The organism is Stenotrophomonas sp. Sm10 (genome assembly GCF_030985515.1).
Taxonomy (GTDB): domain Bacteria; phylum Pseudomonadota; class Gammaproteobacteria; order Xanthomonadales; family Xanthomonadaceae; genus Stenotrophomonas; species Stenotrophomonas hibiscicola.
Genome location: NZ_JAPTFO010000015.1, coordinates 1 through 26,499, shown reverse-complemented (window position 1 = coordinate 26,499; position 26,499 = coordinate 1). Strand labels below are relative to the sequence as shown.

Here is a 26,499-nt window from a genome sequence, read left to right as displayed (position 1 = left end):
GATTGTCATCATATCCGCCTGAGCGTGGCTTCCACCCATTGACCCGCTAGACTGGGCTACTAACGAAAGGGGGTTCTATGGCTAGTATCGTGGGGGTGTTCGTTCTGCTGCTTGTGCTCGCAGTTTTGTTCAACATTGCGTCATCCAGAGAGAAAGTGATCCGTGAGCTGGGTGAGCAGTCGGCCCAGCAGGGCAGGGAAATTGCAGCGCTGCGTCAGGTGATGGACGCGGTTGCGGATCGCGTGCTATTGAGCCGAGAGCAGCGAAGGGTGAAGTGGTTTGATGAACTGCCGCCATTCGTCCTGGATGACTTCAAAGCCCTCAGCGCCGGTTCCGAGCGCGAGTTGATCATGGCTTGTGGTGGCGGTGACGACGCCGAGGTCATGGGTTTGCACTATCGGCACGAGCGGCTTGAGTTTCGCACCGATGGCGAAAAGGACGCGGTTGCCTACGGCGTTGCTCGCCCTTGGGCAACGATCGAGGATCGTCCGGTGAAGATCTATCTCAATCAGTACGCGCTCACATCAAAAATTGTCGGCTTGGATCGGGACGGTTTCGTCAAGCTCGCCCCCTATAAGGCACGGTTGCCCGAGTGAGAGGATTTGCTTCCGCATCGCCTTGAAAGGGCACTTCCATGCAGCGGGCAGTAGCCGCGCCAGTCAACACCGATTTTAGGTTGCAACAGGCCCTGCATTGCAGGGCTTTTTGCTTTCTTACGCGGCCTGTTCAAACGTGTGTTCGTAGTAGGGACGCTGCGGATCGTCCATCGCCATTTGCAGCTCATCCATATGTTCAGGGTCGGGGTTGAGCCAGGTGTCCAACCATTCGCTCTTGAGGTTGATGACGGTGCGATCGTGGCCCACCTCGGCCACTTCCGGCATTTGGGTCATCGGTCACGGCGGGGGGGGGCGTCGGGACGTCGCCAAGATTCTGGAATGGCAGGGGAGGGTCCGGGGCAACCGGCTGGCCAAGGCCGACCAGGATTCGTCATTCGGGGGGATGGGCTAGGCCTTGTTGAGGCAACTGGAGGGGGAGGAAATCCGTTCCGCAAAATTCCTGCGCCCGTTGTAGCTCAAGGCTTACAAGCGCCCGCCTTAAAGATTGAAGTGGAACGACTGGCGGCGTAATCCATTGAAAGTAATGAAGTTACCCAGTTACTTTTAATCTTTCGGCCGAAAGTTCGAATCCTTCACGGCCAACCACTGCATCCCATGACCCAGGTCATTCAGAAAGGCATCGCAATGCGGTGCCTTCTTTGTTGCCTGGTCCAGGGCCTCTACTTCGTCCGCATTCCCTTGGCTTTTGCGGTCGCCGCGTCGGCAGCTTGCTGTGCGGCCGTCGCTGCCGCATTCGCGGAACGCACGGCTTCCGCTTGAGCCGCGTCAAAGTCAGCCCGGCGCTGCGCGCTGATCCGGCGTTCCAGTTCTGAATATGCGACGTAGCTCTCCGGATGCTTCGCGACGCAGGCCTGCTGCAGCAGCGGGATCGCGTGGTCGGACAATCCCGGTTGGAGGTGGGCGAGCAGGCAGTCCGCATATGCTGCGGATGCTGGCGGAGTGCTGCTGGCCTGAGGTGAGGCGGCGGCAAGGGCGGTGGCGATCAATACACTCAACATGGGAACCTCCTTGTGGATATGAGCGTGGCGGTGACCAGTCCGTGAGCCATGGTGCGCGTTGCATGACCATCACCGACTCCATGGTGCTCCAGTTCCGGTCGATCGGCAAAGTGCCGCGAACGACAGTGCCTCCGGCGGTCTATTCTCAGCGCTTTCCCAATATGGACCGCCCCATGCGTCTGATCGTGCTGTCGCTGTTGTTGTCCGCTGTCTCCGCCGCGCCGCTGATGGCTGCAGAAACCGCGCCGCCCGCTGCCGCCTCGCCTTTGGTCATCGGCGAGACCTTCACCATCGGGTCGAAGGCGCTGGGCGAAACCCGCCGCATCAATGTTTACCGCCCGCAGCCGTGGGGCCTGGATCCGAAGGCGCCGCTGCCGGTGCTGTACATGGCCGATGGCGGCATCGGTGAGGACTTCCTGCATGTGGCCGGGCTGGTGCAGGTGCTGAGCGGCAACGGCAGCATGCGTCCGTTCCTGCTGGTTGGCATCGAGAACACCGAGCGCCGCCGCGACATGACCGGCCCCAGCAACGACCCGCAGGACCGGAAGATCGCGCCGCGCATTGGTGGTTCGGCGGCCTACCGCGCGTTCCTGCGCGAAGAGCTGATGCCGCAGGTGCGCCAGCGCTACCCGACCACCGACGAGCGCGCGCTGATCGGTGAATCGCTGGCCGGCCTGTTCGTGGTCGAGACGCTGCTGCAGGAGCCAACGTTGTTCAACAGCTACATCGCGCTGGACCCCAGCCTGTGGTGGAACCGTGGCGCAATGCTGGCCGGCGCAGCCAAACAGCTGCCGGCAGTGACGCGTGCGCAGCCGCGCGTATTCCTGGCCAGCAGTGGGCAGCCGGAGCTGGCCGCATCCACTGCACGACTGGCCGAGTTGCTGCAGCAGGCTTCGCCGTCGCCGCTGGTGAAGTACCTGCCGTTGCCGGAAGAAACCCACGCTACGATCTATCATCCGGCCGCATTGCAGGCGCTGCGCACACTGTTCCCGGCGCCGCCGGCCTCGCCCTGACCGCACTGGCAGTGGATTGCGCACCATGCAAGGATGCGGCAGCGGCGCCATCCGGTGCGCCGCCCGCAATGGGAGAGTGTGGATGCAGCGTGTGCGTGGATGGAGTATGGCGGCCTGCCTGGCCGTGAATGGCTGTGCGATGTCGGTGGCGCCACCGGCAACGCAGAATGAAGCGAAGGAGAGCCCGGCCGCCGCAGTGTCGGGCGTGGTGCTGCCGGATACCGAAGCGCTGCGCGTGCACGATCCGATCGGCCGCGATTATCCGGTCTGGGTAGCACTGCCGGCTGACTACGCGGCGCATCCGGAGAAGCGCTATCCGGTGCTGTACGTGACCGATGCGCTGTACAGCTTCCCGCTGGTGCGCAGCGTGCGCAACATGGTGGGGCAGAAGGGCGTGAACCTGGAGGATTTCATCCTGGTCGGGCTGCCGCCGCAGGAAGGCCTGACGTCCAAGCAGAGCCGCTCGCGCGATTACACGCCCAGCGATCCGGCGCGCACCGATCCGCGTGACTACAGCGACGACGTCAGCTACGGCGGCGCGGCGCACTACCGCGATTTCCTCGCTGGGCAGGTACTGCCGATGATCGATGCGCGCTACCGCACCGATCCGGCGCGGCGCGCCTATGCCGGTCATTCCTATGGTGGCTTGTTCGGTGCCTACGTGCTGACCACGCGCCCGGACATGTTTCACAGCTACATCCTGTCAAGCCCGTCGCTGTGGTTCGACAACCATCGGGTGCCGCGCATGCAGGCCGAGGCCAAGGCGCCCACGCAGCCGACCACGGTGGTGCTGTCGATCGGCAGCTTTGAAACGGTCAAGCCCGAAGCGCGCTACTTCACCCGCAACGACATGTTGCGCCACAACGCCGAATTCGCCGAGCAGCTGCGCAGCAGCGGGCGATCATTCAAGGTGGAGAACATCGTGATCGATGACGAGGATCACTTCACCGTCTACCCGGACACGATCACCCGTGCGCTGCTGAAGGTGTTCCCGGGTAGCGGGCCGTACAGCAGCGGTTGATGATGGGCGCCATCCACGCATGGCGTGGATCTACAGGGCCATTGCAGTAGATGCACGCCATGCATGGATGAACGCCTCAGGCCGCCTGTGCATCCGGCCCGGTCAATACGCCCACATCGGCATGCCGGAAGCACAGCCGGATGGCGTCGAGCAGCTCGCTCATGTTGTACGGCTTGGGCAGGAAATGGATGCCGTCGCGCAGCTGCGGCAGCACCTGGTGCTGGTCCATGCCCGACGTCACCAGGATCGGCAGCTGGGGATACAGGCCGCGGACCCGGTTGGCGGCTTCAATGCCACTGATTGCACCCAGATTCACGTCGGTGAACAGCAAGTCGAAACGCTCACCGGCGGCCAGTAGGCCCAATGCCGCTTCGGCAGAGCTCACGCCCGCCACGTGGCAGGCCTGGCTTTCCAGCGCCAGCCGACTCAGTTCGCGGGTTTCCTCGGCGTCCTCGATGAGCAGGACGCGGGGTTCGACGTGGCGCTTGGACAGCAACATGACGCGACAACTCCGGACAGCAACGGTGAAATGGCGCGCAAGTATGCGCAAGCCAGTAGTGATCCCGACGTGCACGGCAGGCTAAGCGGGCGTTACAGGCTTATCTGGCGCCGGAGCCGCACGTGCCAGGCCAGCACCGCGACCGCGAGCAGGGCGGTGCCGATGCGCAGACCGGTGGCCTGCCAGCCCAAAGCGACGGCGTCGTCGAGGCTGAACACATTCCAGGCCAGGTTCATCGAAACGTGCAGGGCCAGGCCGCACCACAGCGTGTCGCCGTCGAGGTGGTCGAGCCAAGCGAAGATGAAGCCACCGAGGGCGATCACTGCGCCGACGAACAGCGCGATGCCGCCACCGTCGAACCCGCCGAAGCCGAGCCAGTGCACCATGCCGAACAGCAGCACCTGCGGCAGTGCAAGCCATGGCCAGGGGCCGCGCACGATCTTCACCAGCAGCACGAAGCCCAGGCCGCGGAAGAGTACTTCCTCGGCCAGCGGGAACAGCACCGCCAGCATGGTGGCATCCAGTACGGTCAGTGCCTTGTTCGGTGTACCGAGCAGCGCCAGGCCCAGCCAGCAGGGCAGGCTGGCCAGCAGTACCCACATCGGGCCGCTCCAGCCGTTGCCGCGCAGCCCCAGGCTGGCCATCAGGCCCATCCCGCGTGGCCGCAGCAGCGCGGCCAGCAGAAGTGCCACGAGCACGGCCAGCGCGTTGTCGAGCAGGCTGCCGCCGTAAGCAATGGGCAAGGCGGGAATCGGCGTGCCTGCGGCGGCTGCGATGTCGCGCAGATTCAGGCCAACGCCAACGCCGAACAGCACCAGCAGCAGGCGCGCGGCGCTGGGCCGGCGGGACAGGACGGTCATGCACGCACTCCCTGCGGAACCAGCTTGCAGTGTGGAAGATGGCGAGGGACGCTGGCACGCGCCGGAAGTCCCTGTGCCATCGGTCATGTGTTGCCGCACAGTCATCACAGGGCAGGTACAGTCGTTACCAGACCGACAGGAGCAATGCCGATGCTGTGCCCCGTGTGCAAGACCCAGACCCTGCAGATGGCCGAACGCCATGGCATCGAGATCGACTATTGTCCTGGCTGCCGAGGTGTGTGGCTGGATCGTGGCGAGCTGGACAAGATCATCGAACGTGCGGGCGCCGGTGCTGCCGTACCGCCGCCAGCGCCCGTGCAGGCTCAGCCGGCGTCCGCGCCGCCACCGGTGATGCACCGTGATACCCGCCACCTCGGCCAGCGCTACGAGGACAACCGTGGCCACGGCTACAAGAAAAGGAAGAAGGAGAGCTTCCTCTCCGAGTTGTTCGACTTCTAGGCGCTTCGCTCTCTGTAGAGTCGAGCCATGCTCGACTGGCTGTTGCCGCCAATAGCCGAGCATGGCTCGACTCTACAAAGACGTGATCACGGCCGCCGAAGGATGAACTCGCGGTCATGGGTATCGCCGACGATGAAGTCGTACTCGCCCACTTTACTGCAGCCATAGCGCGCGTAGAAGCGCTGCGCGCCGAAGTTTTCTTCCCATACGCCCACCCACAGGGTGCGGCGCTGCGGCTGGTCCAGCCAGGCCATGAACGCGTCCATCATGCGTGCACCATGGCCGCCGTTCTGGTGTGCAGCCAGAATGTAGAACCGCTTCAGCTCGATGTCACCCTCGCGTGCATCCGTGTGCGGCAAGGTGTTGGCACCGGCGGCCAGATAGCCGACCACGGCATCACCGTCCAGCAACAGCCAGATGGCACTGCGTGGGTCGGACAGTTCGATGCGCTGCGGTTCGCTGCTGTAGTGCGCCTGCAGGAAATCGTGCAGCTCCTGCGGCGGATAGGAATCGCCCCAGGTTTCGTTGTACGTGGCGATGGCGATCGCCGACAGCGCATCGACATCGGCAAGGGTGGCGCGGCGGATCTGCAACGACATGGCGGTGCCTGCATTGGAACGTGGCGCAGTGTAGCCGGCCCCGGCGGCTGCCGGGGCTGGCCACTGCTCACGAACCGCTGCTCAGAACCACATGCGCACGCCCGCCACCCAACGCGTGTCGCGCGCGTGGTCACCGGCATAGTCGGCGGTGTCGCCAAACGTACGTTCGTGGCTGATGCCGATGTACGGCGCGAAGCGACGGCTGAACTCATAGCGCAGGCGCAGCCCGGCTTCGACCTTGTTCAGTCCGCGACCAATGCCGTACTCCGGTTCATCCTTGGCCGCAACGGTGGCTTCCAGCAGCGGCTGCAGGATCAGGCGGTTGGTCAACAGCACGTCGTACTCGACCTCGGCCTTGGCCAGCACCTGGCCGCCGGAGCCCATGTACAGCGTGGCCGAGCTTTCGAACTTGTACGGCGCCAGACCCTGGATGCCGATGGCCGCCCATGTGCGCGAGTCGGACGGGCGGAAGTCCTGGCGCACGCCGACCAGCACGTCCCACCACGGCGACACGCTGCGACCATACAGTGCTTCCAGTGACGACGATTCGGTGCGGCCGCGGCTGCGTTCGCCATCGGTGCGCAGCCACAGGCGGTTGATGTTGCCGCCGATCCAGCCGGTGGCTTCCCAGGCCTGGCCGTTGCTGCTCTTGCCATCCCAATGCTCAAGCCGGTCGATCAGCAGCAGGCTGTTGATCTCCGGCGCGTGTTCCATCGCGCCATGCGCGATCGGCGGGAAGGCGGCGGCGCGGTCGGCATCAGTCGGGACCGGGATCGGTTCGCGCGGTTCGGTGGGTGCAGGCGTGCCGTGGCCCATCGCCCCGTGGTCCATCTGCGAATGGTCCATCGCCGCTGGCTGCATCGCGCCATGGTCCATCTTCGAGTGGTCCATCGTGGAGTGGTCCATGCCGGCGTGATCCGCCGCACCCATGTCCATCTCCGAATGATCCATCTTTGAATGATCGACCGTTTCGGCCGGGGTCTTCGCGCTCTTCGCAGGCACGTTCATCGTGCCCATGTCATGGCCCGCGTGCGACTGCGCGAACACCGGCATTGCAGCAGCCAGGCCCAGCGCCAGCAGGCTTGGGGAAAGCAGTGAGCGGCTCATTCTTCGATCCTCACTTCGCGCATCATGCCCGCTTCCATGTGGTACAGCAGATGGCAGTGATAGGCCCAGCGGCCGAGCGCGTCGGCGCGCACGCGGTAGCTGCGGCGTGTACCGGGTGGCATGTCGATGGTGTGCTTGCGCACCTGGAATTCGCCTTGTGCGTTTTCCAGATCGCTCCACACGCCGTGCAGATGGATCGGGTGCTGCATCATGGTGTCGTTGACCAGCACGATGCGCATGCGCTCGCCGTAGTTCAGCCGCAGCGGCTCGGCGCTGGCGAACGGGATGCCGTCGAACGACCAGGAGAATTTCTCCATGTGGCCGGTCAGGTGCAGCTCGACTTCACGACTGGGCTCGCGGCCATCGGGGTCTTCGAACAGGCTGCGCATCGCGCCGTAGGTCAGGACCTTGCGGCCGTTGTCGCGCAGGCCGATGCCGGGGTCGTCCAGCTTCGGTTCGGTGGCCGAACTCTGCATGTCCACCAGCGGGTTGTTGCGCTCGCTGGGCGGGTGCTTTGGCGCCTTGCTGGCGGCATCACCGCCGCCATGCGCACCGTGGCCCATGCTGGCGCCGCAGCCGCCTTCCATGCCCTTCATCGCGGTCATGTCGTGCCCGCCATGACCGCCACCGCCCATGTCATGCCCCATGTCGCTCATGGTCAGCAACGGGCGCGGGTCGCGTGCAGGGATCGGCGCCTGCAGGCCATGGCGTACCGCCAGCGTGCCGGCAGCGAAGCCGGTGCGGCCCATGTCCTGGCAGAAGATGGTAAACGCGTCCTGGCCGGTGGGCTCGACCAGCACATCGTAGGTTTCGGCGGGAGCGATGCGGAATTCATCGATGCTGACCGGATGGATGTACTGGCCATCGGCGGCGACCACGGTCATCTTCAGGCCGGGAATGCGCACATCGAAGTAGGTCATCGAGGCGCCATTGATGAAGCGCAGCAGTACCTTTTCCCCGCTGCGGAACAGCCCGGTCCAGTTGCCGGCTGGCGCCGTACCGTTCATCAGGTAGGTGTAGGTGTGCGCGTTGATGTCGGAGATGTCGGTGGGCGTCATCCGCATCCGGCCCCACATGCCGCGGTCGGACAGCGCGGCCGACCAGCCGTCACGCTTCGCATCGCGCAGGAAGTCGGGCAGGGTGCGCTTGTAGTAGTTGTCGTGCTCGGCAAGCTTCTTCATGCGGCGGAACAACGCACCCGGGTCCATGTCGGTCCAGTCGGACAGCAGGATCACGTGCTCGCGGTCGTGGTGGTACGGCGCTGGCTCGGCCGGATCGATGATCAGTGCACCGTACAGGCCGGCCTGCTCCTGGAACATCGAATGGCTGTGGTACCAGTAGGTGCCCGACTGCTTCAGCTGGAAGTGGTAGTGGTAGGTGTCGCCGGGGCCGATGCCGTTGAAGCTCAGGCCGGGCACGCCGTCCATGTTGGCCGGCAGCAGGATGCCGTGCCAGTGGATCGAGGTCGGGTGGCGCTCCAGCGTGTTGCGCACGAACAGGTCCACGGTCTGGCCTTCGCGCCAGCGCAGAATCGGTGCCGGCAGCGAGCCGTTGACGGTGATCGCCGGGCGGGTGCGGCCGGTGAAGTTGGCCAGCGATTCGCCGATGGCCAGTTCGATGCGGGTATCGCTGAGCACGGCCGGGGCGCCGGCCAGGCGCGGGGCGGCCGTGGCGGCGGCGAGCGCGCGCTGCGGCACGCCGACAGCGGCGATGCCGGCAACCACGCCACCGGCGGCCAGGCCCTGCACGAACAGGCGGCGCGACGGCATGGGCACAGCGCCCGGGCCGGGGGGAATGCGGGTATTCATGGTGGTGACTCCAGACACGTAAAGACGCCGGCAGGTGGCCGGCTACGGTGCGCAGGGCGCACGATGCGTGTGGAATCAGCCGATGGGAGGGCGTGAGATGGGCGGCAGCGGCGGCGCCGGCCGGCCAGTGGTCGGCATCGGCTGCGGCGCCAGCGACAGTGCCGGGCCCGCCAGGTACGGCAACGGCTGCACCACCAGCAGCGGGTGCTGGGCGCAACTGCGCACGCAGTCCTTGATCTGGCAGTGGGCGTCGTGGGCGGGGGCCTTGGCCTGCGGGGCCTCGTCGGCCTGCATGGCGGCGTGGCGGTGGCAGTCGGCATCGCCGCCATCAAAGGCGGCTACCGCGTGGGCCATCCGGCCCATTTCCTCGTGACCACTGGCCATGGCCGCGTTCAGCCCGTTGAGCAGCAGGCTGAGCATGAGCACGACACGGAGCAGGGTCGAGGCGAGGGACATGGCGCTAATCTAGCCGCAAGCGGCCGTGGATGCACCTCCGGCTGAATGGGCGGTTCAAGGTTGGACCTGCACCAGTGTAGAGCCGGCCCACGCTCGGCTGCCGTTCACGCAGAAGCAGCCGAGCGTGGGCTCGGCTCTACAGGGGGACGAGCGCACGGTTGGCGATGGGGAGGCGCCTGGCCAGGCGCCCGGCGCTACCCCTCTTCGCGCACGATCTCGACCAGGCGCGGGCCGTAGCGGCTCAGCTTGGTGCCGCCGATGCCGCCGACCCGTGCCAGTTCATCCAGGCTGGTCGGGCGCTGCTCGGCGATGTTGCGCAGGGTGCTGTCGTGGAAGATCACGAAGGCCGGCACGTTCTGTTCGCGGGCCAGTTCGGCGCGCAGACCGCGCAGCGCGTTGAACAGCGCCAGATCCTGCGGCAGCACAGACAGGCCGGTGCGCTGCGCGCTGCGCTCGCGCCCGCTGGCGCTGCTGGCCGGGTCGCGGCGCATGCTGATCTGGCGGCGACCGGTCAGCACGTCGCGGCTGGCATCGGTCAGGCGCAGGCCACCGTGGCCCTCGCTGTCCACTTCCAGCAGGCTGGCGGCCACCAGCTGGCGGAACACGCTGCGCCAGGTGCGCGCATCCAGGTCGCGGCCGATCGCATAGGTACTGAGCTTGTCGTGGCCCTGCTGCTTCACCTTCTCGTTCTCGCTGCCGCGCAGAATGTCGATCAGGTGGCCAACGCCGAAGCGCTGGCCACTGCGGTAGACACAGCTCAGCGCCTTCTGCGCCGGAATGGTCGCATCCCACGAGGCCGGCGGCGTCAGGCAGTTGTCGCAGTTGCCGCAGGGCTGGGGATAGGTCTCGCCGAAACCGGCCAGCAGCACCTGGCGGCGGCATTGCATGGATTCGCAGTAGCCCAGCAGGTGGTCGAGCTTGCCCCGTTCCAGCTGCTTGCGTTCTTCGCCCGCCTCGGATTGTTCGATCATCTGCTTGAGCAGTACCACGTCGCCCAGGCCGTAGCACAGCCAGGCTTCGGCAGCTTCGCCATCTCGACCAGCGCGGCCGGTTTCCTGGTAGTAGCCTTCCATCGACTTGGGCAGGTCGGTATGCGCCACGAAGCGCACGTCCGGCTTGTCGATGCCCATGCCGAAGGCGATGGTGGCGCACATGACGATGCCGTCCTCGCGCAGGAAGCGGCGCTGGTTGTTAGCGCGCACCTCCGGCGGCAGGCCGGCGTGGTAGGGCAGGGCGTTGAAGCCCTGGCCGCACAGGAATTCAGCGGTCTCCTCGACCTTGCGCCGCGACATGCAGTAGACGATGCCGGCCTCGCCACGGTGGCCGCGCAGGAAATCGGTCAGCTGCTTGCGGGCGTTGTCCTTCTGCACCACGGTGTAGCGGATGTTGGGGCGGTCGAAGGAGCTGACGAAGTGGCGCGCTTCCTGCAGATCCAGACGCTCGGCGATCTCGCGCTGGGTCGGCGGGTCGGCGGTGGCGGTGAGCGCGATCCGCGGAATCTGCGGCCAGCGCTCGTGCAGCACGGTCAGCTGGCGGTATTCCGGGCGGAAGTCGTGGCCCCACTGCGACACGCAGTGTGCTTCGTCGATGGCGAACAGGGCAATCCGACTGCGTGACAGCAGCGACAGGAAGCGGCCGGTCAGCAGCCGCTCGGGGGCGACATAGAGCATGTCCAGCTCGCCGGCCAGCAGCTCGCGTTCGACGCGGCCGGCGGTCTCGGCATCCAGGGTGGAATTCAGGTACTCGGCACGAACGCCGAGCTGGCGCAGGGCTTCGACCTGGTCCTGCATCAGCGCGATCAGTGGCGAGATGACGATGCCACATCCGTCACGCAGCAGGGCGGGCACCTGGTAGCACAGCGACTTGCCACCGCCGGTGGGCATCAGCACCAGGGCATCGTGACCGGCAGCGACATGCTCCACGATGTCCTGCTGCGGACCACGGAAATCGTCGTAACCAAAGACGCGTTGGAGCAGGTCGTGCGCGGGACGGGAAGCCATCCGGCTAGTTTACCCCGGCGGGGGAGTCGGCAGGGCTGCGCCCTGCACCCGCTGCAAGCCAGTGCAACGTCAAAGGCAACAGCCGGCTCTGGGGTGATTCGTGGTTTGGTGGGGCGGTGTCGGATTGCGGGGACGCCGCAAGTACGTCCCTGTAGGCTTGGCAGCCGCATCCATGCGGCTGACACCCCGCAATCCGACACCGCCCCACCTTCGACAGTTTCCCGCGGCCGTTGGTGGGTGTCGACCTTGGTCGACACATCTGTCAGATATCGACAAACAAAATGGGGTCAGACCCGTTTTCCTGCGGAAAACGGATCTGACCCCAAGCAATGCCTTGGCAGATCGCGGGAATCTGTCGAAGGCGGGGTGGGTCCGGTTGAGGGGGTGTGAGCGGCATGGATGCCGCGACCAAGCCCCCATGGACGGGTTTACGGCGTCCCCCTCAACCGGACCCACCCCGCCAACCTTCAGGAAACTGGCTTTTGCTCTGGCTCTGGCTTGAAGGCTTCGGCGGGTGCAGGGCTGCAAGCCCTGCCGAACACCCCCAACCCTTACTGCAACAGCGAGCGCAGCATCCAGGCGTACTTCTCGTGGGTCTGCAGCCGCTGGGTCATCAGATCCTCGGTCGGGGCATCGTCACCCTTGGCCGCCACCTCCAGCACTTCACGCGCCGTACGGCAGACCGCTTCGTTGGCGACCACCAACTGGCGTACCATTTCACGCCAGTCCGCACTGTCGGTCAGGCCCGGTTCCTCGACGATCGAGGTCAGCGCAGCGAATTCCCGGTAGGAGCCCGGGGCATTGAAGCCCAGCGCGCGGATGCGCTCGGCCACATCGTCCAGTGCCGCCCACTGCTCGGTGTACTGCGTCTCGAACATGGTGTGCAGCGAGTTGAACATCGACCCGGTCACGTTCCAGTGGAAGTTGTGCGTCTTCAGGTAGAGCGTGAACGCATCGGCCTGGAAGCGCGACAGACCGTCGGCGATCTTCTTGCGGTCGCCTTGGGTGATCCCGATATCGATGTTCGGCGCCGACGGTGCCGCCGCCGCAAGCTTCTGCTTGCCGGTCTTGGCCTTGGTCGTGCTCTTGGTCTTCGCCATGGGGTTCCTCCTTGTGGAATCGTTGGCCTTCACAATAAACCGGTCGTGATGACTGGTCGCTTTCAAAGTTTTGAACGAACCGATTGATGAACTCTATCGATAAAAATCCATCGCCCCGCCTGCGCCAACAGCGCGCCGCCATCGACGGCGCCATGAGCCGCGACCGGGGCCGTTTGCTGGGGATGCTCTCGCGTTGCCAGGCCAAGCCACAGGATGCGGCACTGGCCGCCACCTTCGAGCAGGCCTTGCAGGCGTCGGTGCAGCGCCGGCAGGTGCGGGCGCAGCAGCAGCCGTCCATTACTCTGGACCCGCAGCTGCCGATTGCGCGTGAAGCCGACGCCATCATCGGGCTGATCCGCGACCACCAGGTCGTGGTGATCGCTGGTGAAACCGGTTCGGGCAAGACCACCCAGCTGCCGAAACTGTGCCTGGCCGCCGGCCGTGGCCAGGCCGGCATGATCGGCTGCACCCAGCCGCGACGGATTGCCGCACGTGCGGTAGCCAGCCGTGTCGCACAGGAACTGCAGAGTGAACTGGGCCAGCTGGTGGGCTACCAGGTGCGCTTCAACGACAAGGTCAGCGAAGACAGCCGCATCAAGTTCATGACCGACGGCATCCTGCTGGCGGAGATTGCCAGCGACCGCTGGTTGTCGAACTACGACACGATCATCGTCGACGAGGCGCACGAGCGCAGCCTCAACATCGACTTCCTGCTGGGCTACCTGAAGCAGCTGCTGCGCAAGCGCCCCGACCTGAAGCTGATCGTCACTTCGGCCACCATCGACACCGGACGCTTCGCCCAGCATTTCGACAATGCGCCGGTGATCAGCGTTGAGGGCCGCACCTACCCGGTGGAGGTGCGCTACCGCGCGCTGGAAGGCGAGGGTGAAGACCAGGGCGAACGTACCGTCAACGATGCCATCGTGTCGGCTGTCGACGAGATTACCCGCTTGGATGCACGCGGCGACGTGCTGATCTTCCTGCCGGGCGAGCGCGAGATCCGCGATGCGCACCAGTCGCTGGAACGGCGAAAGTACCGCAACACCGAGGTACTGCCACTGTATGCGCGGCTGTCCAACCAGGACCAGGACCGGGTGTTCAACCCCGGGCCGAACCGGCGCATCGTGCTGGCCACCAACGTGGCCGAGACCTCGCTGACGGTGCCACGCATCCGCTACGTGGTCGATCCGGGCTTCGCCCGCGTCAAGCGCTACAGCCCGCGCAACAAGCTGGATCGCCTGCACATCGAGCCGATCTCGCAGGCCAGCGCCAACCAGCGCAAGGGTCGCTGCGGCCGTATCGCCGAAGGCATCTGCTACCGCCTGTACGCCGAGGCGGATTTCCAGGCGCGGCCGGAGTTCACCGATCCGGAAATCCGCCGTTCCAGCCTGGCCGGCGTGATCCTGCGCATGCTGCAGCTGGGCCTGGGCCGCATCGAGGAGTTCCCGTTCCTGGAAGCACCGGACGAGCGCGCGGTTGCCGATGGCTGGCAGCAGCTGACCGAACTGGGGGCGATCGATGCCGAACGGCGCCTGACCACCATCGGCAAGCAGATGGCGCGCCTGCCGGTGGACGTGAAGCTGGCGCGCATGCTGGTGGCCGCGCAGGCCGCCGGCTGCCTGCGGCCGATGCTGGTGATCGCCTCGTTCCTGGGCATCCAGGATCCGCGCGAACGCCCGCCCGAGGCGCGCGGTGCGGCCGACAGCGCGCATGCGCAGTTTGCCGACGGCCGCTCCGAGTTCGTCGGCGTGCTGCGCCTGTGGGATGCCTACCGGCAGGCACATGAAGACCTGACCCAGTCCAAGCTGCGCGACTGGTGTGGCCGTCATTTCCTCGGTTTCCTGCGCATGCGCGAATGGCGCGAGCTGCACCGGCAGCTGCGCCTGCTGTGCGAGGAACTGGGCTGGAAGGAAGAGCCCAGCGAGGCATCGATGGCGCCGCTGCTGGCGGGCAGCACTGCACCGGCCCCGGCGCGCGATGACGCGGCGGCGGTGAAGGCGACCCGGGGCCAGCTGCACCGGGCTGCACGCCTGGCCCGCGAAGGCAAGGCGGAGGCCGCACCGGCGCCGGTGGCCGTGCGCGCGCAGAAGGAACAGGCGCCGGTTGGCGGCGGTTTCAGCGAACGTGTGCGCGCTGCTGCCTACCAGACCCTGCACCGGGCGCTGGTGGCGGGCCTGCCGACGCAGATCGGCCACCGCACCGAGAAGGGCGATTTCCAGGCGCCGCGCCAGCGCCGCTTCCTGCCGTTCCCCGGTTCGGCGCTGGCCAAGCGGCCACCGCCGTGGCTGCTGGTGGCCAACCTGCTGGATACGCAGAAGGTATGGGGCATGACCCTGGCCGCGATCGAGCCGGACTGGGTGATCGCCGAACTGCCGCACCTGCTGCTGCGCAAGCACTTCGACCCGCACTGGTCGCGCGCGCAGGGCCAGGTGCTGGCGTCCGAGCAGATCAGCCTGTTCGGCCTGGTGCTGGCACCGAAGAAACCGGTCCACTACGGCCGCATCGCGCCCGGCGAGGCGCATGACATCTTCGTGCGCCAGGCACTGGTGACCGGCGAGATCAATACCCGCGCCAGTTTCGTCGCCGACAACCAGAAGGTGCTGGAGGTCGCGCGCGAGGAAGAAGCCAAGCTGCGCCGCGCCGGCATCGTTGCCGACGAAGACTGGCAGGCACGCTGGTACCTGGACCGGGTGCCGCCGCAGATCCATTCGGCCTCCGGCCTGGATGCCTGGTGGAAGGGTCTTGCGCCGGAACAGCGCAAGACCCTGCACTGGTCGCTGGCCGACCTGTTGCCGGGCGAAGGCAGTGAGCAGGAGCGCTACCCGAAGTACCTCGCGCTGGGCCAGGCACGATTGCCGCTGCATTACCGCTTCGAGCCGGGTGCCGAGGATGACGGCGTAACCCTTGACGTACCGCTGCACCTGCTCAACGCATTGGATCCGGTGCAGCTGGGCTGGCTGGCGCCCGGCTTCGTTGCCGACAAGGCTGCGGCGCTGATTCGCAGCCTGCCCAAGGCGATGCGCCGCAACTACGTGCCGGCGCCGGACTTTGGTCGCGCGTTCTACGAGGCGTTCCCGCAACCCAGTGCCGATGCCATCACCGGCGAACTGGCGCGTTTCCTCTCACGCGCGACAGGCGCCACGGTGACCGCGCTCGATTTCGAGCCCGGCTCGATCGAACCGCACCTGCACATGAACCTGCGCCTGCGCGACGAGCAGGGCAGGGTGCTGGCCACCTCGCGCGACCTGGACGCATTGCGCGCGAAGTTCGGTGGGCGCGCGGGCGACGCCTTCGCTGCACGCGCCGGACGTGAAATGGCGGCTGATGGCCTGCGTACCTTCCCGGCCACGCCGATTCCGCTGCAGGTGCCCGGCGAAGCCGGCGTGCCGGCCTATCCGGCGCTGCTGGACGAGGGCGACAGCGTGGCGCTGCGCATCTTCGCTGATCGGCAGCAGGCGCAGGCGGCTCATCCGCTGGGTGTGCGCCGCCTGCTGGAGATCGCGCTAGCCGAGAAGATGAAGCAGGCACGCAAGCAGTTGCCGGTGGGTGCCAAGACGGGCCTGCTGTATGCGGCGATCGAATCGCAGGAACGCCTTCGTGGCGACCTGGTTGATGCGGCGATGAACGCCGTACTGGCTGAAGGCCTGGAAGACATACGCGATGCGGCGGCCTTCGAGCAGCGCCGCGAGCATGCGGCCAAGGCGCTGTTCGGTGAGGCCATGTCGCGGCTGAAGCTGGCCGAGACCATCCTGGCGCTGGTGGCCGAATTGAAGCCGATGCTGGAAGCGCCGCTGATGGGCTGGGCGCGCGGCAACCTGGACGACATGGAGGCGCAGCTGGCCGGGCTGATCCATCCAGGCTTCCTGCGCGATACACCGGCCGACGCATTGGCGCAGTATCCGCGCTATCTGAAAGCGATGATCCTGCGTACCGAGCGCGCCAAGCGTGATCCGCCGCGCGATCAGGCGCGCATGCTGGAACTGCATCCGTTCCTGGAAGCGCTGGAAGTGGCTGAGCAGCAGGGCCTGCGCGAGCACCCGCAATGGCAGGCGCTGCGCTGGGATCTGGAAGAGCTGCGGGTGTCGCTGTTCGCGCAGGAGCTGGGCGCGCGGACCGGCATCTCGGCGAAGAAGCTGGCGCAGCGGGTAGCCGCACTGCGCCAGGCGTGACTCCGATGATGTGATGACGTAGAGCCGAGCCCATGCTCGGCTGCTTTTTTGATGCCTCGTCATCTTCCCGTGCAGATCGCAGCCGAGCGTGGGCTCGGCTCTACACGATGGGCGTCGTTACTTGGTACGACGCACCTTCGGCTGGGTGTTCACACCGTCGACCTTCAGGTACCAGACGCCCATCACACCGGGCTTGATGCTGACGGCGGGCGACTGCCTGCGCACGCCTGCCAGGGTGGTTGCATCGATCTGCTCCCATTCCTGGCCGTTGTCCAGCACGTAGACGCGGCCCTTGCCGAACCCGCGGAACTCACCCTGCAGCACGCCGACGATCGGCTCACTGCTGCCGAAATCGAAGAAGCCGCGATTCTTCACGATCACTTCCTGGCGGCCTTCCTCGCGCGCCGATTCCCGTACCGCTGCAACTGCCTGGGTCGTGGCCGCCTCGACCTTGCCCTGCAGCCAGCGGTTGAGCGTGGCCAGTTCCTGCGCACTGAGCTTGTCCAGGCCAGCAGCCTTGAATTCGGCCGGTGACATCTGCTGCTGCAGGTCACCCTCCACCACGCGCTGGGCCAGCGCAGGCGCCGACAGGGACAGCAACAGTGCGGCACAAGCCAGCAGCCGTAGGCGGAAACGCGGGACGATCGGGGACATGACGGGACTCTCCTGGGTTTGCCCGCGAGTGTAGCGGCATGTCTTCATGCCGGGGGATGGTGGCCACGGTCATTGTCCCTGAACGGCGCCGGCGCTAGTGTAGAGGCCTCTGTCTTGCCTGCTTGATGCTGTGAACCGCGCTTCCGTCCCCGGCCTGGATGCCTTGTTGAACCGTCCCTCGGCAGCGGTGCTGCCTGCCCCGCTGCGCCAGGCCCTGCGCGAGCACTGGGAAGCGCCGGATTGCGACCACCAGATGCGTACCACCTGGTCGGTGCTGGGCGATACCCTCGATGCGCTGGCGATGCTCTCGGCCGACGAAGGCGCGGTGGTGGCAGCATTGCTGTTTGACCTGCCGGGCCTGCGTACCAGCCTGGACCAGCTGCCGCTGGGCAACCACAAGGCGGCGGTGATCGGCCTGCTCGACGGCCAGGATGCGGCCGACCCGGTGTGGGCACTGCACGCCGGCCGTGAGGCCGGACGCAACAGCGAGGGCCTGCGCCGGCTGCTGCTGGCGATCATCCGCGACCTGCGCGTGGTGCCGATCCTGCTGGCGCGCCAGCTCGCGAGGATGCGCGCGGCCGACAAGCTGGACGACGAGCAGCGCCGCGCGCTGGCCCAGCTGACACGCGACATTCACGCGCCCCTGGCCAACCGCCTGGGCATCTGGCAGCTGAAGTGGGAGCTGGAGGACCTGGCGTTCCGCCACCTGGAGCCGGAGACCTACCGGCGCATTGCGCGGGAAGTCGACGAAACCCGCATCGCCCGCGAGCGCTACGTCGAGAATGTCAAGAAGGTGCTGTCGCGCGAGCTGGTTGCGCAGGGCATCAAGGCCGAGGTCAGTGGCCGCCCGAAGCACATCTACAGCATCTGGCGGAAGATGCAGAAGAAGCGGCTGGCGTTCGACCAGCTGTACGACATCCGTGCGGTGCGGGTAATGGTCGACGATGTCGCCGCCTGCTATGCCGCGCTGGGCGTGGTGCATGCACTGTGGGCACCGGTGCCGAGCGAGTTCGACGATTACATCGCCCGGCCCAAGGCCAACGACTATCGCTCGCTGCATACCGCCGTGGTTGGTCCGGAAGGGCGCACCATTGAAGTGCAGATCCGTACCCACGAGATGCATTCGCAGGCCGAGCTGGGCGTGGCCGCGCACTGGAAGTACAAGGAAGGCGGCAAGGGCGCGGAGAAGTCCTTCGACCGCAAGATCACCTGGATGCGCCAGCTGCTGGAGCAGGCCCAGGACGGGCAGGGCAACGAACTGGCCGGGGCGCTCGATGCCGAACTGACCGAGGACCGGGTCTATGCGCTGAGCCCGAAGGACGAGGTGCTGGACCTGCCGCAGGGCGCCACGCCGCTCGATTTCGCCTATCAGGTGCACACCATGGTTGGCCACCGCTGCCGTGGCGCGAAGGTCAATGGCCGCATCGTACCGCTGACTTACCGTCTGCGCAGTGGCGACCGGGTCGAGATACTGACCGGCAAGGAGGCCGACCCGCGCCGCGACTGGCTGATGCCGGCCAACGGCTTCCTGGCCAGCAACCGTTCGCGCGAGAAGGTGCGCAGCTGGTTCCACAAGCTGGACCGCGCGCGCAACGTGCAGGCCGGGCGCGAACTGCTCGAGCGCGAGCTGAAGCGCCTGGGGCTGCAGCACTCGGACCTGGCCATCGCGGCGAAGAAGTTCCATGCCGACAGCGTTGACGACCTCTACATCCAGGTGGCGCTGGGCGATACCGGGCCGAACCAGGTCAGCCGTGCCCTGCTGGAAGCCGAACGTGCAGCAAGCCAACCGGCGCCCGCGCCGAGCCTGCCGCGGCCGACCGCGCGCCGCGAGAACCTGGGCAAGTCCAAGTTCACCGTACAGGGCGTGGGCAACCTGCTGGTGCAACTGGCGCGCTGCTGCCAGCCGGTGGCCGGCGAACCCATCGTCGGCTACCTGACCCGTAGCCGCGGTGTCACCGTGCATCGTGCAGACTGCGCTGCGCTGGCCCGTCTGGCGGCCACCAGCCCGCAGCGCATCCTGCCGGTGGAGTGGGGCCAGGCCGGGGGCGGCTACGAGGTGGACGTCGTGGTCGATGCGGTCGATCGCCGCTGGCTGCTGAAGGACATCACCAACCTGATCGCCCAGGAAGACGCCTACGTGCTGGACATCCACAGTGACAACGTGCGCAACAGTGGCCGTGCCCACCTGCGCCTGCGGCTGAAGGTGAGTGACTACGGCCAGCTGTCGACCCTGCTGGGCAAGCTGGACGCGCTGCCCGGCGTGAGCGAGGCGCGTCGCCTCGGCTGAGCTTCACGCTGCCCCGGCTACCCTGCACGCATGGAACGCGAGCCCCCGCATCGCCCGCATGGCGCTGAACTTCCTGCGCTGGACCGCGTCCGCCGCGAAGGCCGTTGGTGGTGGCTGCAGGCACGCCACGCGCGCCGGGTGTGGCGCTGGGCGCTGGTCGCGGCGCTGGCGGTGTTTGTGCTGCTGGTGCTGCTGCGCAAGCCGCTGGCCGACTGGTTCTGGGATGAGCCTCGGATCGAGCAGCTGCTGGCCGAAGGTGATGGCGCACTGGCGGCCGGGCGGCTGAGTGCCGCCGATGGCAGTGGTGCGCGCGAGCGCTACCAGGCCGTGCTGGCGCTGGATGGAGATCGTCCGCAGGCCCGCGAAGGCCTGGCCCGTACCGGCGCGGCGGCCCTGCAGCAGGCCCGCGAAAAGATGCAGGCCAACGATCTCGACGGCAGCGCGCAGGCGCTGGCGCTGGCCCGGGAACTGCAGGTACCACAGGGCGAGGCGGACGCCGTGGCGCGCCAGCTGCGGGCCCGGCGCAGCGCAGGTGCCGGCATCGGTGCACTGCTGGCGCAGGCACGCAACGCCTTCGCTGCGGGCCGGCTGGATGAAGGTGACAGCAGCGCGCTGCCCCTGTTCCAGCGCATCCTGTCGCTGCAGCCGGACAATCTGCCCGCGCTGGAAGGTCGCGAAGATGCACTGAGCGATCTGCTGCAGCAGGCGCGCGCGCTGGCGGGACGCGGCGAGCTGGCCGAGGCCGCCGCACTACTGCAGCGTGCGCGCCAGTTCGATGCCGGCCATGCTGATCTGCCCGCCAGCCAGGAAGCATTGGCGCAGGCCGTCGAGCGGCGCCTGCGCCAGGCCCAGCGCGCCCTGCAGCGCGGGCAGCTGGAGTCCGCAGCAAAGGGATTTCTCGCCGTTCTGGCAGTGGCGGCCGATGATGCCAGCGCCCAGCGCGGCCGTGAACAGACGTTGCAGGCGGTGCTGGCACGCAGCCAGACGCAGGCCGACGACTTCCGGTTCGAGGCGGCGCGGGCCGATGCCGCGCTGGCGGAGGAGCTGGGCGCTTCGCCGGCCGCGCAACAGCAGCTCGCGCAACGCCTGCAGCGCGCACAACAGGCGCAGAAGGCGCTGCAGCAGCCGGCGGCCAGCAACACGCAGCGCGAGCGCCAACTGCGCGACCACCTGCGCAGCATCGAGCGCGCCGAACGTTCCGGGCAATGGATCAGTCCCCCCGGCCACAGTGCATTCGACGCATTGCGCGAAGCGCAGTCACTGGCGCCGCGCGATGCTCGGGTGAAGGCTGCTGCGGCGCGGCTGCTGCCCGCCAGTCGCGGCTGCTTCGACGACAACCTCCGGCAGAACCGCGTACAGGCGGCAGGGGCCTGCCTGCAGGCGTGGCAGACCCTGTCGCCGACTGCGGCCGGGCTCCCCTCGGCACGCCTGCGCCTGGCCCAGCGCTGGCTGGCCATCGGCAGCGAGCGACTCGGCAGCGGCGACCTGGCTTTCGCAGCGCATGCCGCCGAACAAGCCCGCTTGCTGCAACCGGACCTGGCCGAGCTGCCGGCGTTCGAAGAGCGCCTGCGCCGTGCCGGCGGTCTCCCTGATTAGGTGAAAAACACCCGCTGCACGGTTGCGCGCGCAGCGTCGAGGGAGAAGTGCTCTGCGATGTTGGCCAGGCCGGCTTCGGACAGTTGCCGCCACAGCTGCGGATCCTGGTACAGGCGGACCACCGCATCGGCGAAGCCGGCCGCATCATCGGCCACCAGCACGTCCTCGCCCGGGCGCAGGTGCATCCCTTCCACCGCGCAGGGGGTACCTACCACCGGCTGGCCATGGGCCATGCTCAGGTTGATCTTGCCTTTCACGCCGGCACCGAAACGTAGTGGCGCGATGGAAATGCGTGCGCCATCCATGTAGGGAGTGATGTCCTCGACGAAGCCGTGCATCTGCACGCCGGGCTGGCGCGCGGCCAGGGCCAGCAGGGATTCCGGCGCGGCAGCGCCGATGCAGTGCAGGCGCACATCGGGCAGGCGGGCGCGGATGCCGGCGAAGACTTCGCCGATGAACCATTCCATCGCGTCCAGGTTCGGCGGGTGGCGGAAGCCGCCGACGAACACCAGGTCATGACGCTGCTCGAACGGTTTGCCGGCACCGGCGATGTCATGGAGGTTGGAGATCAGCTCCACCCGCACCGTTGGCGCGTCGGCCTGCAGCTGCTCGCGCTCGGCGGAACTGACCAGCACGGTGACGTCGCACTGCTCCATCACCGCCAGTTCGCTGGCGCGGGTACGCTCGGCAGCGCGCAGCAGTCCCGCATCGCCGGCCACTTCGGCACCACGACGTTCGCGCAGGTAGTGCAGGTCCACCGTGTCGAACACGGTGCGCGCCTGCGGCGCATAGCGCTTCAGCAGCGGCAGGCACTCGTGGGCAACATGGTGGCGGACCAGCAGCGCTACGTGGAAGCGTCCACCATGCGTGCGCAGCCAGCTGGCGACGCCATCGAGGAACGGTGCATACCAGACTTCCACACCCATCCGCTGCAGCGCGTCGGTGGCGGCGCCGCCGTGTTCGCGGCGGGTGGGAACGAACACCACATGGGCCCCGCCCTGCAGCAGGAGGCGGATCAGGTTCACCTGGCGCAGCGACGCGGAATCGCGATCCGGCTGCGGCACTGCCTCGTCCAGGATCAGCACCTGGCGCCGGCCACGCAGCAGCAGCGCCGGTGACGGCACTTCGCCCACCGCCGGGCGGCGGGCCAGCTCGGTGGCCCAGCGGTCGGCGAAGATGGCCTGGTTGCGCACCTGGTAGGCCTTCACGCCGCTGCCGGTGTCGGTGCCGTTACTGGTGCCTTCGTCATGGACCACCCGGCTGGCCGGCTGAACCAGGACGCGCAGGCCCTGCGCACGCACGCGGAAGGCCAGGTCGGTGTCCTCGTAGTAGGCCGGCTTGTAGCGGGTATCGAAGCCGCCCAGCTGTCGCCAGAGGTCGCGCGGCAGCATCAGCGCTGCGCCGGAGCAGTAGTCGACGTCGCGCAGGCTGGCAAAACGCGGGTCGTCCGCTGCCTCGAAACGGCCGTAACTCCAGCCACTGCCATCAGCGAAAATCACCCCGCCCGATTCCTGCAGCCGGCCGTCCGGGTAGAGCAGCTGGCTACCGACCAGGCCGGCGCCGGGCGTGCTGGAGAACGTGTCCAGCAGCGCGTCGAGCCAGCCCGGCTGCGGCACCGTATCGTTGTTGAGCAGCACCACGTAGCGACCGCGTGCGCGCGATACGCCATCGTTGCAGGCCTCGATGAAGCCGCCGTTGTACTCGCGCACTTCATAGCGCAGTCCGGCAACCTGCGGCATCCACTGCACGGTGGCGTCGGTGCTGCCGTCATCCACTACCAGGATCTCGCACGTGGCCTGCGGTGGATGCGCCGCCAAGGCGCGCAGGCAGGCCAGGGTGTGATCGACGTGGTTGTAGACGGGGATGACAATGCTCGCTTCCGGTGTTTCGCTGAACGGCACCGTGAAGGGAGCGAACGCCTGTGCCGGCGGCAGGAACAGCGGCGTGCGTGGCGCGGGCACGGCGCGCTGGGCATGCACGCGGATGCGCTGCCAGGTCGCCCGCCAGCCACGGGTACGCAGGCTGGCCAGGCTCCGGCGGGCCAGGCCCGACAGGCGGTTGATCAGGTATCGGATCTCGGCCAGGGACATCGCCATCCGGTTGCAACTCCAGCTTAAGCAGGGGAACCCGGGAGAATTCGCCAGCCGCAGCGGCTGGGGTAGACTCGCCAGACTCTACATTCTCGCATTCCCGTGCCCCGACGCTACGATTCCGACGACATCGACGATTTCGACGACGACGACCAGCAGGACAACGGCCCGCTGTGGCGGCGCCGGCTGATCACCTGGAGCATGGCTGCGGTCGCGTTGGGATTGGGTTTCCTCATTCCCTATACGCTGTACCTGAACCAGCAGGTGACCCAACGTTTCGGCGAACTGCGCTGGCAGATCCCGACGCGGGTGTATGCGCGGCCGCTGGTGCTCACTCCCGGCAAGGCGATGGATGCGTCCACGCTGAAGACCGAGCTGGCCGCCTCCGCCTACCGCGATGATGGCCAGGGCAAGGAGCCGGCCACCTATGCGGTGAATGGCGGGCGCTTTGTCATCTCCAGCCGCGGCTACAACGACGTCGATGGCCGGGTTGCCCCGCGTCGGCTCGAGTTGTCGCTGGCCGATGGTGCGGTCGCCTCGCTGCGCGATGCCGACAGCCGCAAGGCCCTGAAGGCGGCGCGGCTGGATCCGGCGCGTATCGCCACCCTGTACGGCCAGAAGCAGGAAGAACGCCGCCTGATCCGCATGGACGAGGCGCCGGACCTGCTGGTGACCGGCCTGCAGGCAGTGGAGGACAAGGACTTCAACCGCCACCACGGCATCGACCTGTCCGGTATCGCGCGCGCGGTGTGGGTGACCATCCGCTCCGGTGGCCAGAGCCGTCAGGGCGCTTCCACGCTGACCCAGCAGCTGGCCCGCAGCGGCCTGCTCGGCATCGGCAAGGAACAGACGCTCACCCGCAAATTCAACGAAGTGCTCTACGCCCTGATCATGGAAGCGCGCTATGACAAGCGCACCATCTTCGAGGCCTATCTCAACCAGGTGTACCTGGGCCAGCGCGGCAGCCAGGCGATCCATGGCATGTCGTCCGGTGCCGAGTTCTGGTTCGGCCGTGACCTGCAGTCGCTGGAGACCGAGCAGATCGCGCTGCTGATCGGCCTGGTCAAGGGCCCGTCCTTCTACGACCCGCGGCGTAATCCGGAACGTGCGTTGGACCGTCGCAACTTCGTGCTGGGCAAACTGCACGAAGCCACGCTGATCGACGACGCCGAGTACCAGCGCGCACTGAAGGCCCCGCTGGGCGTGCCGAAGACGCCGGGACTGGTGGCGGCCAACCGCTTCCCCGCCTATGTTGACCTGGTCCGTCGCCAGCTCGGCCATGACTACCCGGAATCTGCCCTGCAGGGCGCTGGCCTGAGCGTCATGACCGGCATGTCGCCGTCCGCGCAGGCCTATGCCGAAGGCGCGGTGACCCGCACCATCAAGTCGCTGGAAAGCAAGCGCCGGCCCGAACTGCAGGCCGGCATGGTGCTGACCGACGTGCACAACGGTGACGTGCTGGCGGTGATCGGCAGCCGTGAAGTGTCCGAGGTCGGCTTCAACCGCGCGATCGAGGCGCAGCGTCCGGTCGGTTCGCTGCTCAAGCCATTCGTGTACCTGCTCGCGCTGGCGCAGCCGGACCGTTACTCGCTGGCCAGCTGGGTCGACGATTCACCGGTGACGGTGCAGCTCGGCCGCGGCCGCAACTGGAGCCCGGGCAATGCGGACAACCGCAGCCACGGCACGGTGCGCCTGATCGACGCGCTGGCACACTCCTACAACCAGGCCACGGTGCGCGTGGGCATGCAGGTCGGTCCCGAGCGCGTGACCCAGCTGATCCATGTGTTGGCGGGCATCAAGGCCGAGGCCAATCCGGCGGTGATCCTTGGCTCGACCGACCAGAGCCCGTACGCGATGGCACAGCTGTACCAGTTCCTCGCCTCGGGCGGTGAGATCCAGCCGCTGCACGCGGTGCGTGGCGTGCTCGATCCGCAGGGCAAGCTGCTCAAGCGCTACGACAAGACCCCGGCGCCGGCACAGGAAGGCGATTCAATTGCCGCCAACCTGATCAGCGTCGGCCTGCAGCAGGTGGTCTCCAGTGGTACCGCGCAGCGGCTCAATGCCGATGGCCTCGGCCGCCTGCAGCCGGCCGGCAAGACCGGCACCACCAACGATGGCCGTGACAGCTGGTATGCCGGCTACACCGGCGATCATCTGGCGGTGATCTGGATCGGCAACGACCAGAACCAGCAGGCCGGCCTGTATGGCGCTACCGGCGCGATGCGGGTCTGGTCGGGCATCTTCCAGCGCCTGCCGAGTGCGCCATTGCGGGTCAGCAACAAAGGCCTGGACTGGCAGTCGGTCGCGGCCACGGGTCTGAACACAACCGATGAAGGCTGCCCGGGCGCACGCCGCTTCCCGTTCGTGGTGGGCTATGCACCGGCGTATGCGCCGTGCGCGCCGGCAGTGCCGCCGGGCGAGCCGGGCGAAGCTGAAGGGGAGGGCGGTGGCTGGCGTAGCTGGTTCGGCCTGGACCGCAAGCCGGAAGCGCCCGCCGAACCTGCCGCAGCGCCCGCCGCCGCTACTCCTCCCCCGAGCCGATGAAGCCGATGAACATGCGATCCCTGCTGCAGCCCCTGGCCCTGACCGGCCTCAGCCTGGCCCTGGCCGCCTGTGTGACCAGCGCGCCGCCGGTGGTCAAGCCAGTCGATACCACTACGCCGGCACAGCGCCTGGCGGCAGTCGATGCGGCCGCAGGTCCTGACGACAAGGAGCTGTCGGTGCAGCCGCTGCGTGATTCGCAGGTGGAAGACCTGCGGGTGACCGCGCAGGCGCAGCGGCAGGCGAACGACCTGGCCGGTGCCGCCAGCAGCTTGGACCATGCGCTGGAAATCGTGGCCAGCGACCCGGCGGTGCTGCAGGAGCGTGCCGAACTGGCACTGCTGCAGGGGCAGTGGGAACAGGCGGAGACGTTCGCGCGCAAGGCGGTGGATCTGGGCTCGAAGACGGGGCCGCTGTGCCGCCGGCACTGGGCGACGATCGAACAGTCACGCCTGGCGCGGGGCGAGAAGGAGAATGCGGTGTCGGCGCATGCGCAGATTGAAGGTTGCACGGTGCCGGGGATCAAGCGGTACTGAGTTTTCAGCCAACGGCACAGCCCCTCGTGGCTGTGGGTTGGTCGCTGAAGCCAGAAGCAAAAGCCGCGCTTGGCCGGGCGGGGTGGGTT

Annotated in this window: 21 protein-coding genes; 9 read left to right on the top strand and 12 right to left on the bottom strand. The window is 67.1% G+C overall.

What is annotated here, in order from left to right; translation table 11 throughout:
• Positions 1-95: 95 nt before the first annotated feature.
• On the top strand, positions 96-596 hold the full coding sequence (locus O0J15_RS06555; RefSeq protein WP_258391583.1) for a hypothetical protein: 501 nt from the start codon (positions 96-98) through the stop codon (positions 594-596).
• Between the two features lie 117 nt (positions 597-713).
• Here the strand turns inward: O0J15_RS06555 and O0J15_RS06550 are convergent, their stop codons facing one another.
• Positions 714-881, bottom strand: coding sequence for a hypothetical protein (locus tag O0J15_RS06550; RefSeq protein ID WP_308305340.1), 168 nt, complete (start codon positions 879-881; stop codon positions 714-716).
• Positions 882-1,276: 395 nt separating this feature from the next.
• Complete coding sequence (locus O0J15_RS06545; RefSeq protein WP_111102131.1) at positions 1,277-1,615, bottom strand: hypothetical protein; 339 nt, start codon at positions 1,613-1,615, stop codon at positions 1,277-1,279.
• A 173-nt stretch (positions 1,616-1,788) separates the two neighbouring features.
• Here O0J15_RS06545 and O0J15_RS06540 point away from each other — a divergent pair, with 173 nt between their 5' ends.
• Positions 1,789-2,628, top strand: a complete 840-nt coding sequence (locus tag O0J15_RS06540) for an alpha/beta hydrolase (RefSeq protein ID WP_058981528.1) — start codon at positions 1,789-1,791, stop codon at positions 2,626-2,628.
• Positions 2,629-2,710: 82 nt separating this feature from the next.
• The gene (locus O0J15_RS06535) at positions 2,711-3,649 is read left to right on the top strand and encodes an alpha/beta hydrolase-fold protein (protein WP_308305339.1); all 939 of its coding nucleotides are present in this window, start codon (positions 2,711-2,713) and stop codon (positions 3,647-3,649) included.
• A gap of 76 nt (positions 3,650-3,725) precedes the next feature.
• Here O0J15_RS06535 and O0J15_RS06530 read toward each other — a convergent pair whose 3' ends face one another.
• Entirely contained in the window at positions 3,726-4,148 is a 423-nt protein-coding gene (locus O0J15_RS06530) for a response regulator (RefSeq protein ID WP_021203157.1), read from the bottom strand.
• Between the two features lie 92 nt (positions 4,149-4,240).
• Positions 4,241-5,008: a CPBP family glutamic-type intramembrane protease gene (locus O0J15_RS06525; RefSeq protein ID WP_308305338.1), complete on the bottom strand. Its 768-nt coding sequence runs from the start codon at positions 5,006-5,008 to the stop codon at positions 4,241-4,243.
• 150 nt (positions 5,009-5,158) lie between these two features.
• On the opposite strand from O0J15_RS06525, the gene O0J15_RS06520 reads away from it, so the two are divergent.
• A complete protein-coding gene (locus O0J15_RS06520; protein ID WP_308305337.1) occupies positions 5,159-5,467 on the top strand; it encodes a zf-TFIIB domain-containing protein in 309 nt (102 codons plus the stop codon).
• An 86-nt stretch (positions 5,468-5,553) separates the two neighbouring features.
• Here the strand turns inward: O0J15_RS06520 and O0J15_RS06515 are convergent, their stop codons facing one another.
• The 6 genes from O0J15_RS06515 to O0J15_RS06490 form a co-directional block, all read right to left on the bottom strand.
• Positions 5,554-6,066 (bottom strand): GNAT family N-acetyltransferase, encoded by a 513-nt coding sequence (locus tag O0J15_RS06515; RefSeq protein WP_134731880.1) that lies wholly within the window; start codon positions 6,064-6,066, stop codon positions 5,554-5,556.
• An 81-nt stretch (positions 6,067-6,147) separates the two neighbouring features.
• Positions 6,148-7,173 carry a copper resistance protein B gene (locus O0J15_RS06510; protein WP_155029987.1) on the bottom strand — a complete coding sequence of 342 codons (1,026 nt, stop codon included), beginning with the start codon at positions 7,171-7,173 and terminating at the stop codon, positions 6,148-6,150.
• Positions 7,170-8,981 (bottom strand): copper resistance system multicopper oxidase, encoded by a 1,812-nt coding sequence (locus O0J15_RS06505; RefSeq protein WP_308305335.1) that lies wholly within the window; start codon positions 8,979-8,981, stop codon positions 7,170-7,172. Before O0J15_RS06505 ends, O0J15_RS06510 begins: the two co-directional genes overlap by 4 nt.
• A 75-nt stretch (positions 8,982-9,056) precedes the next feature.
• Positions 9,057-9,437, bottom strand: a complete 381-nt coding sequence (locus O0J15_RS06500; protein ID WP_308305334.1) for a CopL family metal-binding regulatory protein — start codon at positions 9,435-9,437, stop codon at positions 9,057-9,059.
• A 194-nt stretch (positions 9,438-9,631) separates the two neighbouring features.
• Complete coding sequence (gene recQ / locus O0J15_RS06495; RefSeq protein ID WP_308305333.1) at positions 9,632-11,437, bottom strand: DNA helicase RecQ; 1,806 nt, start codon at positions 11,435-11,437, stop codon at positions 9,632-9,634.
• A gap of 551 nt (positions 11,438-11,988) precedes the next feature.
• The gene (locus tag O0J15_RS06490) at positions 11,989-12,537 is read right to left on the bottom strand and encodes a Dps family protein (RefSeq protein WP_019660109.1); all 549 of its coding nucleotides are present in this window, start codon (positions 12,535-12,537) and stop codon (positions 11,989-11,991) included.
• Between the two features lie 86 nt (positions 12,538-12,623).
• Between O0J15_RS06490 and hrpA the strand changes: the two genes are divergently transcribed.
• A complete protein-coding gene (hrpA, locus tag O0J15_RS06485; protein WP_308305332.1) occupies positions 12,624-16,706 on the top strand; it encodes an ATP-dependent RNA helicase HrpA in 4,083 nt (1,360 codons plus the stop codon).
• A gap of 117 nt (positions 16,707-16,823) precedes the next feature.
• On the opposite strand, the gene O0J15_RS06480 is transcribed toward hrpA, so the two are convergent.
• The gene (locus O0J15_RS06480) at positions 16,824-17,360 is read right to left on the bottom strand and encodes a hypothetical protein (RefSeq protein ID WP_019660107.1); all 537 of its coding nucleotides are present in this window, start codon (positions 17,358-17,360) and stop codon (positions 16,824-16,826) included.
• A gap of 130 nt (positions 17,361-17,490) precedes the next feature.
• On the opposite strand from O0J15_RS06480, the gene O0J15_RS06475 reads away from it, so the two are divergent.
• Complete coding sequence (locus O0J15_RS06475; protein WP_019660106.1) at positions 17,491-19,647, top strand: bifunctional (p)ppGpp synthetase/guanosine-3',5'-bis(diphosphate) 3'-pyrophosphohydrolase; 2,157 nt, start codon at positions 17,491-17,493, stop codon at positions 19,645-19,647.
• A 30-nt stretch (positions 19,648-19,677) separates the two neighbouring features.
• Positions 19,678-21,243, top strand: a complete 1,566-nt coding sequence (locus O0J15_RS06470; RefSeq protein WP_134731868.1) for a hypothetical protein — start codon at positions 19,678-19,680, stop codon at positions 21,241-21,243.
• Here the strand turns inward: O0J15_RS06470 and O0J15_RS06465 are convergent.
• Positions 21,240-23,339: a glycosyltransferase gene (locus O0J15_RS06465; RefSeq protein ID WP_134731866.1), complete on the bottom strand. Its 2,100-nt coding sequence runs from the start codon at positions 23,337-23,339 to the stop codon at positions 21,240-21,242. The genes O0J15_RS06470 and O0J15_RS06465 overlap by 4 nt on opposite strands.
• A gap of 96 nt (positions 23,340-23,435) precedes the next feature.
• Here O0J15_RS06465 and mrcB point away from each other — a divergent pair, with 96 nt between their 5' ends.
• Together mrcB and O0J15_RS06455 are read left to right on the top strand one after the other, a co-directional pair.
• Positions 23,436-25,877 (top strand): penicillin-binding protein 1B, encoded by a 2,442-nt coding sequence (gene mrcB, locus O0J15_RS06460; protein ID WP_021203724.1) that lies wholly within the window; start codon positions 23,436-23,438, stop codon positions 25,875-25,877.
• A gap of 11 nt (positions 25,878-25,888) precedes the next feature.
• Complete coding sequence (locus O0J15_RS06455; protein WP_026347035.1) at positions 25,889-26,410, top strand: hypothetical protein; 522 nt, start codon at positions 25,889-25,891, stop codon at positions 26,408-26,410.
• Positions 26,411-26,499 lie beyond the last annotated feature (89 nt).

Excerpts from the sequence above, each read along its gene's own strand:
- O0J15_RS06550 (WP_308305340.1), bottom strand. The coding sequence starts at position 881 with ATGCCGGAAGTGGCCGAGGTGGGCCACGATCGCACCGTCATCAACCTC.
- O0J15_RS06545 (WP_111102131.1), bottom strand. The coding sequence starts at position 1,615 with ATGTTGAGTGTATTGATCGCCACCGCCCTTGCCGCCGCCTCACCTCAG.
- O0J15_RS06540 (WP_058981528.1), top strand. The coding sequence starts at position 1,789 with ATGCGTCTGATCGTGCTGTCGCTGTTGTTGTCCGCTGTCTCCGCCGCG.
- O0J15_RS06535 (WP_308305339.1), top strand. The coding sequence starts at position 2,711 with ATGCAGCGTGTGCGTGGATGGAGTATGGCGGCCTGCCTGGCCGTGAAT.
- O0J15_RS06530 (WP_021203157.1), bottom strand. The coding sequence starts at position 4,148 with ATGTTGCTGTCCAAGCGCCACGTCGAACCCCGCGTCCTGCTCATCGAG.
- O0J15_RS06525 (WP_308305338.1), bottom strand. The coding sequence starts at position 5,008 with ATGACCGTCCTGTCCCGCCGGCCCAGCGCCGCGCGCCTGCTGCTGGTG.
- O0J15_RS06520 (WP_308305337.1), top strand. The coding sequence starts at position 5,159 with ATGCTGTGCCCCGTGTGCAAGACCCAGACCCTGCAGATGGCCGAACGC.
- O0J15_RS06515 (WP_134731880.1), bottom strand. The coding sequence starts at position 6,066 with ATGTCGTTGCAGATCCGCCGCGCCACCCTTGCCGATGTCGATGCGCTG.
- O0J15_RS06510 (WP_155029987.1), bottom strand. The coding sequence starts at position 7,173 with ATGAGCCGCTCACTGCTTTCCCCAAGCCTGCTGGCGCTGGGCCTGGCT.
- O0J15_RS06505 (WP_308305335.1), bottom strand. The coding sequence starts at position 8,981 with ATGAATACCCGCATTCCCCCCGGCCCGGGCGCTGTGCCCATGCCGTCG.
- O0J15_RS06500 (WP_308305334.1), bottom strand. The coding sequence starts at position 9,437 with ATGTCCCTCGCCTCGACCCTGCTCCGTGTCGTGCTCATGCTCAGCCTG.
- recQ (WP_308305333.1), bottom strand. The coding sequence starts at position 11,437 with ATGGCTTCCCGTCCCGCGCACGACCTGCTCCAACGCGTCTTTGGTTAC.
- O0J15_RS06490 (WP_019660109.1), bottom strand. The coding sequence starts at position 12,537 with ATGGCGAAGACCAAGAGCACGACCAAGGCCAAGACCGGCAAGCAGAAG.
- hrpA (WP_308305332.1), top strand. The coding sequence starts at position 12,624 with ATGAACTCTATCGATAAAAATCCATCGCCCCGCCTGCGCCAACAGCGC.
- O0J15_RS06480 (WP_019660107.1), bottom strand. The coding sequence starts at position 17,360 with ATGTCCCCGATCGTCCCGCGTTTCCGCCTACGGCTGCTGGCTTGTGCC.
- O0J15_RS06470 (WP_134731868.1), top strand. The coding sequence starts at position 19,678 with ATGGAACGCGAGCCCCCGCATCGCCCGCATGGCGCTGAACTTCCTGCG.
- O0J15_RS06465 (WP_134731866.1), bottom strand. The coding sequence starts at position 23,339 with ATGGCGATGTCCCTGGCCGAGATCCGATACCTGATCAACCGCCTGTCG.
- O0J15_RS06455 (WP_026347035.1), top strand. The coding sequence starts at position 25,889 with ATGCGATCCCTGCTGCAGCCCCTGGCCCTGACCGGCCTCAGCCTGGCC.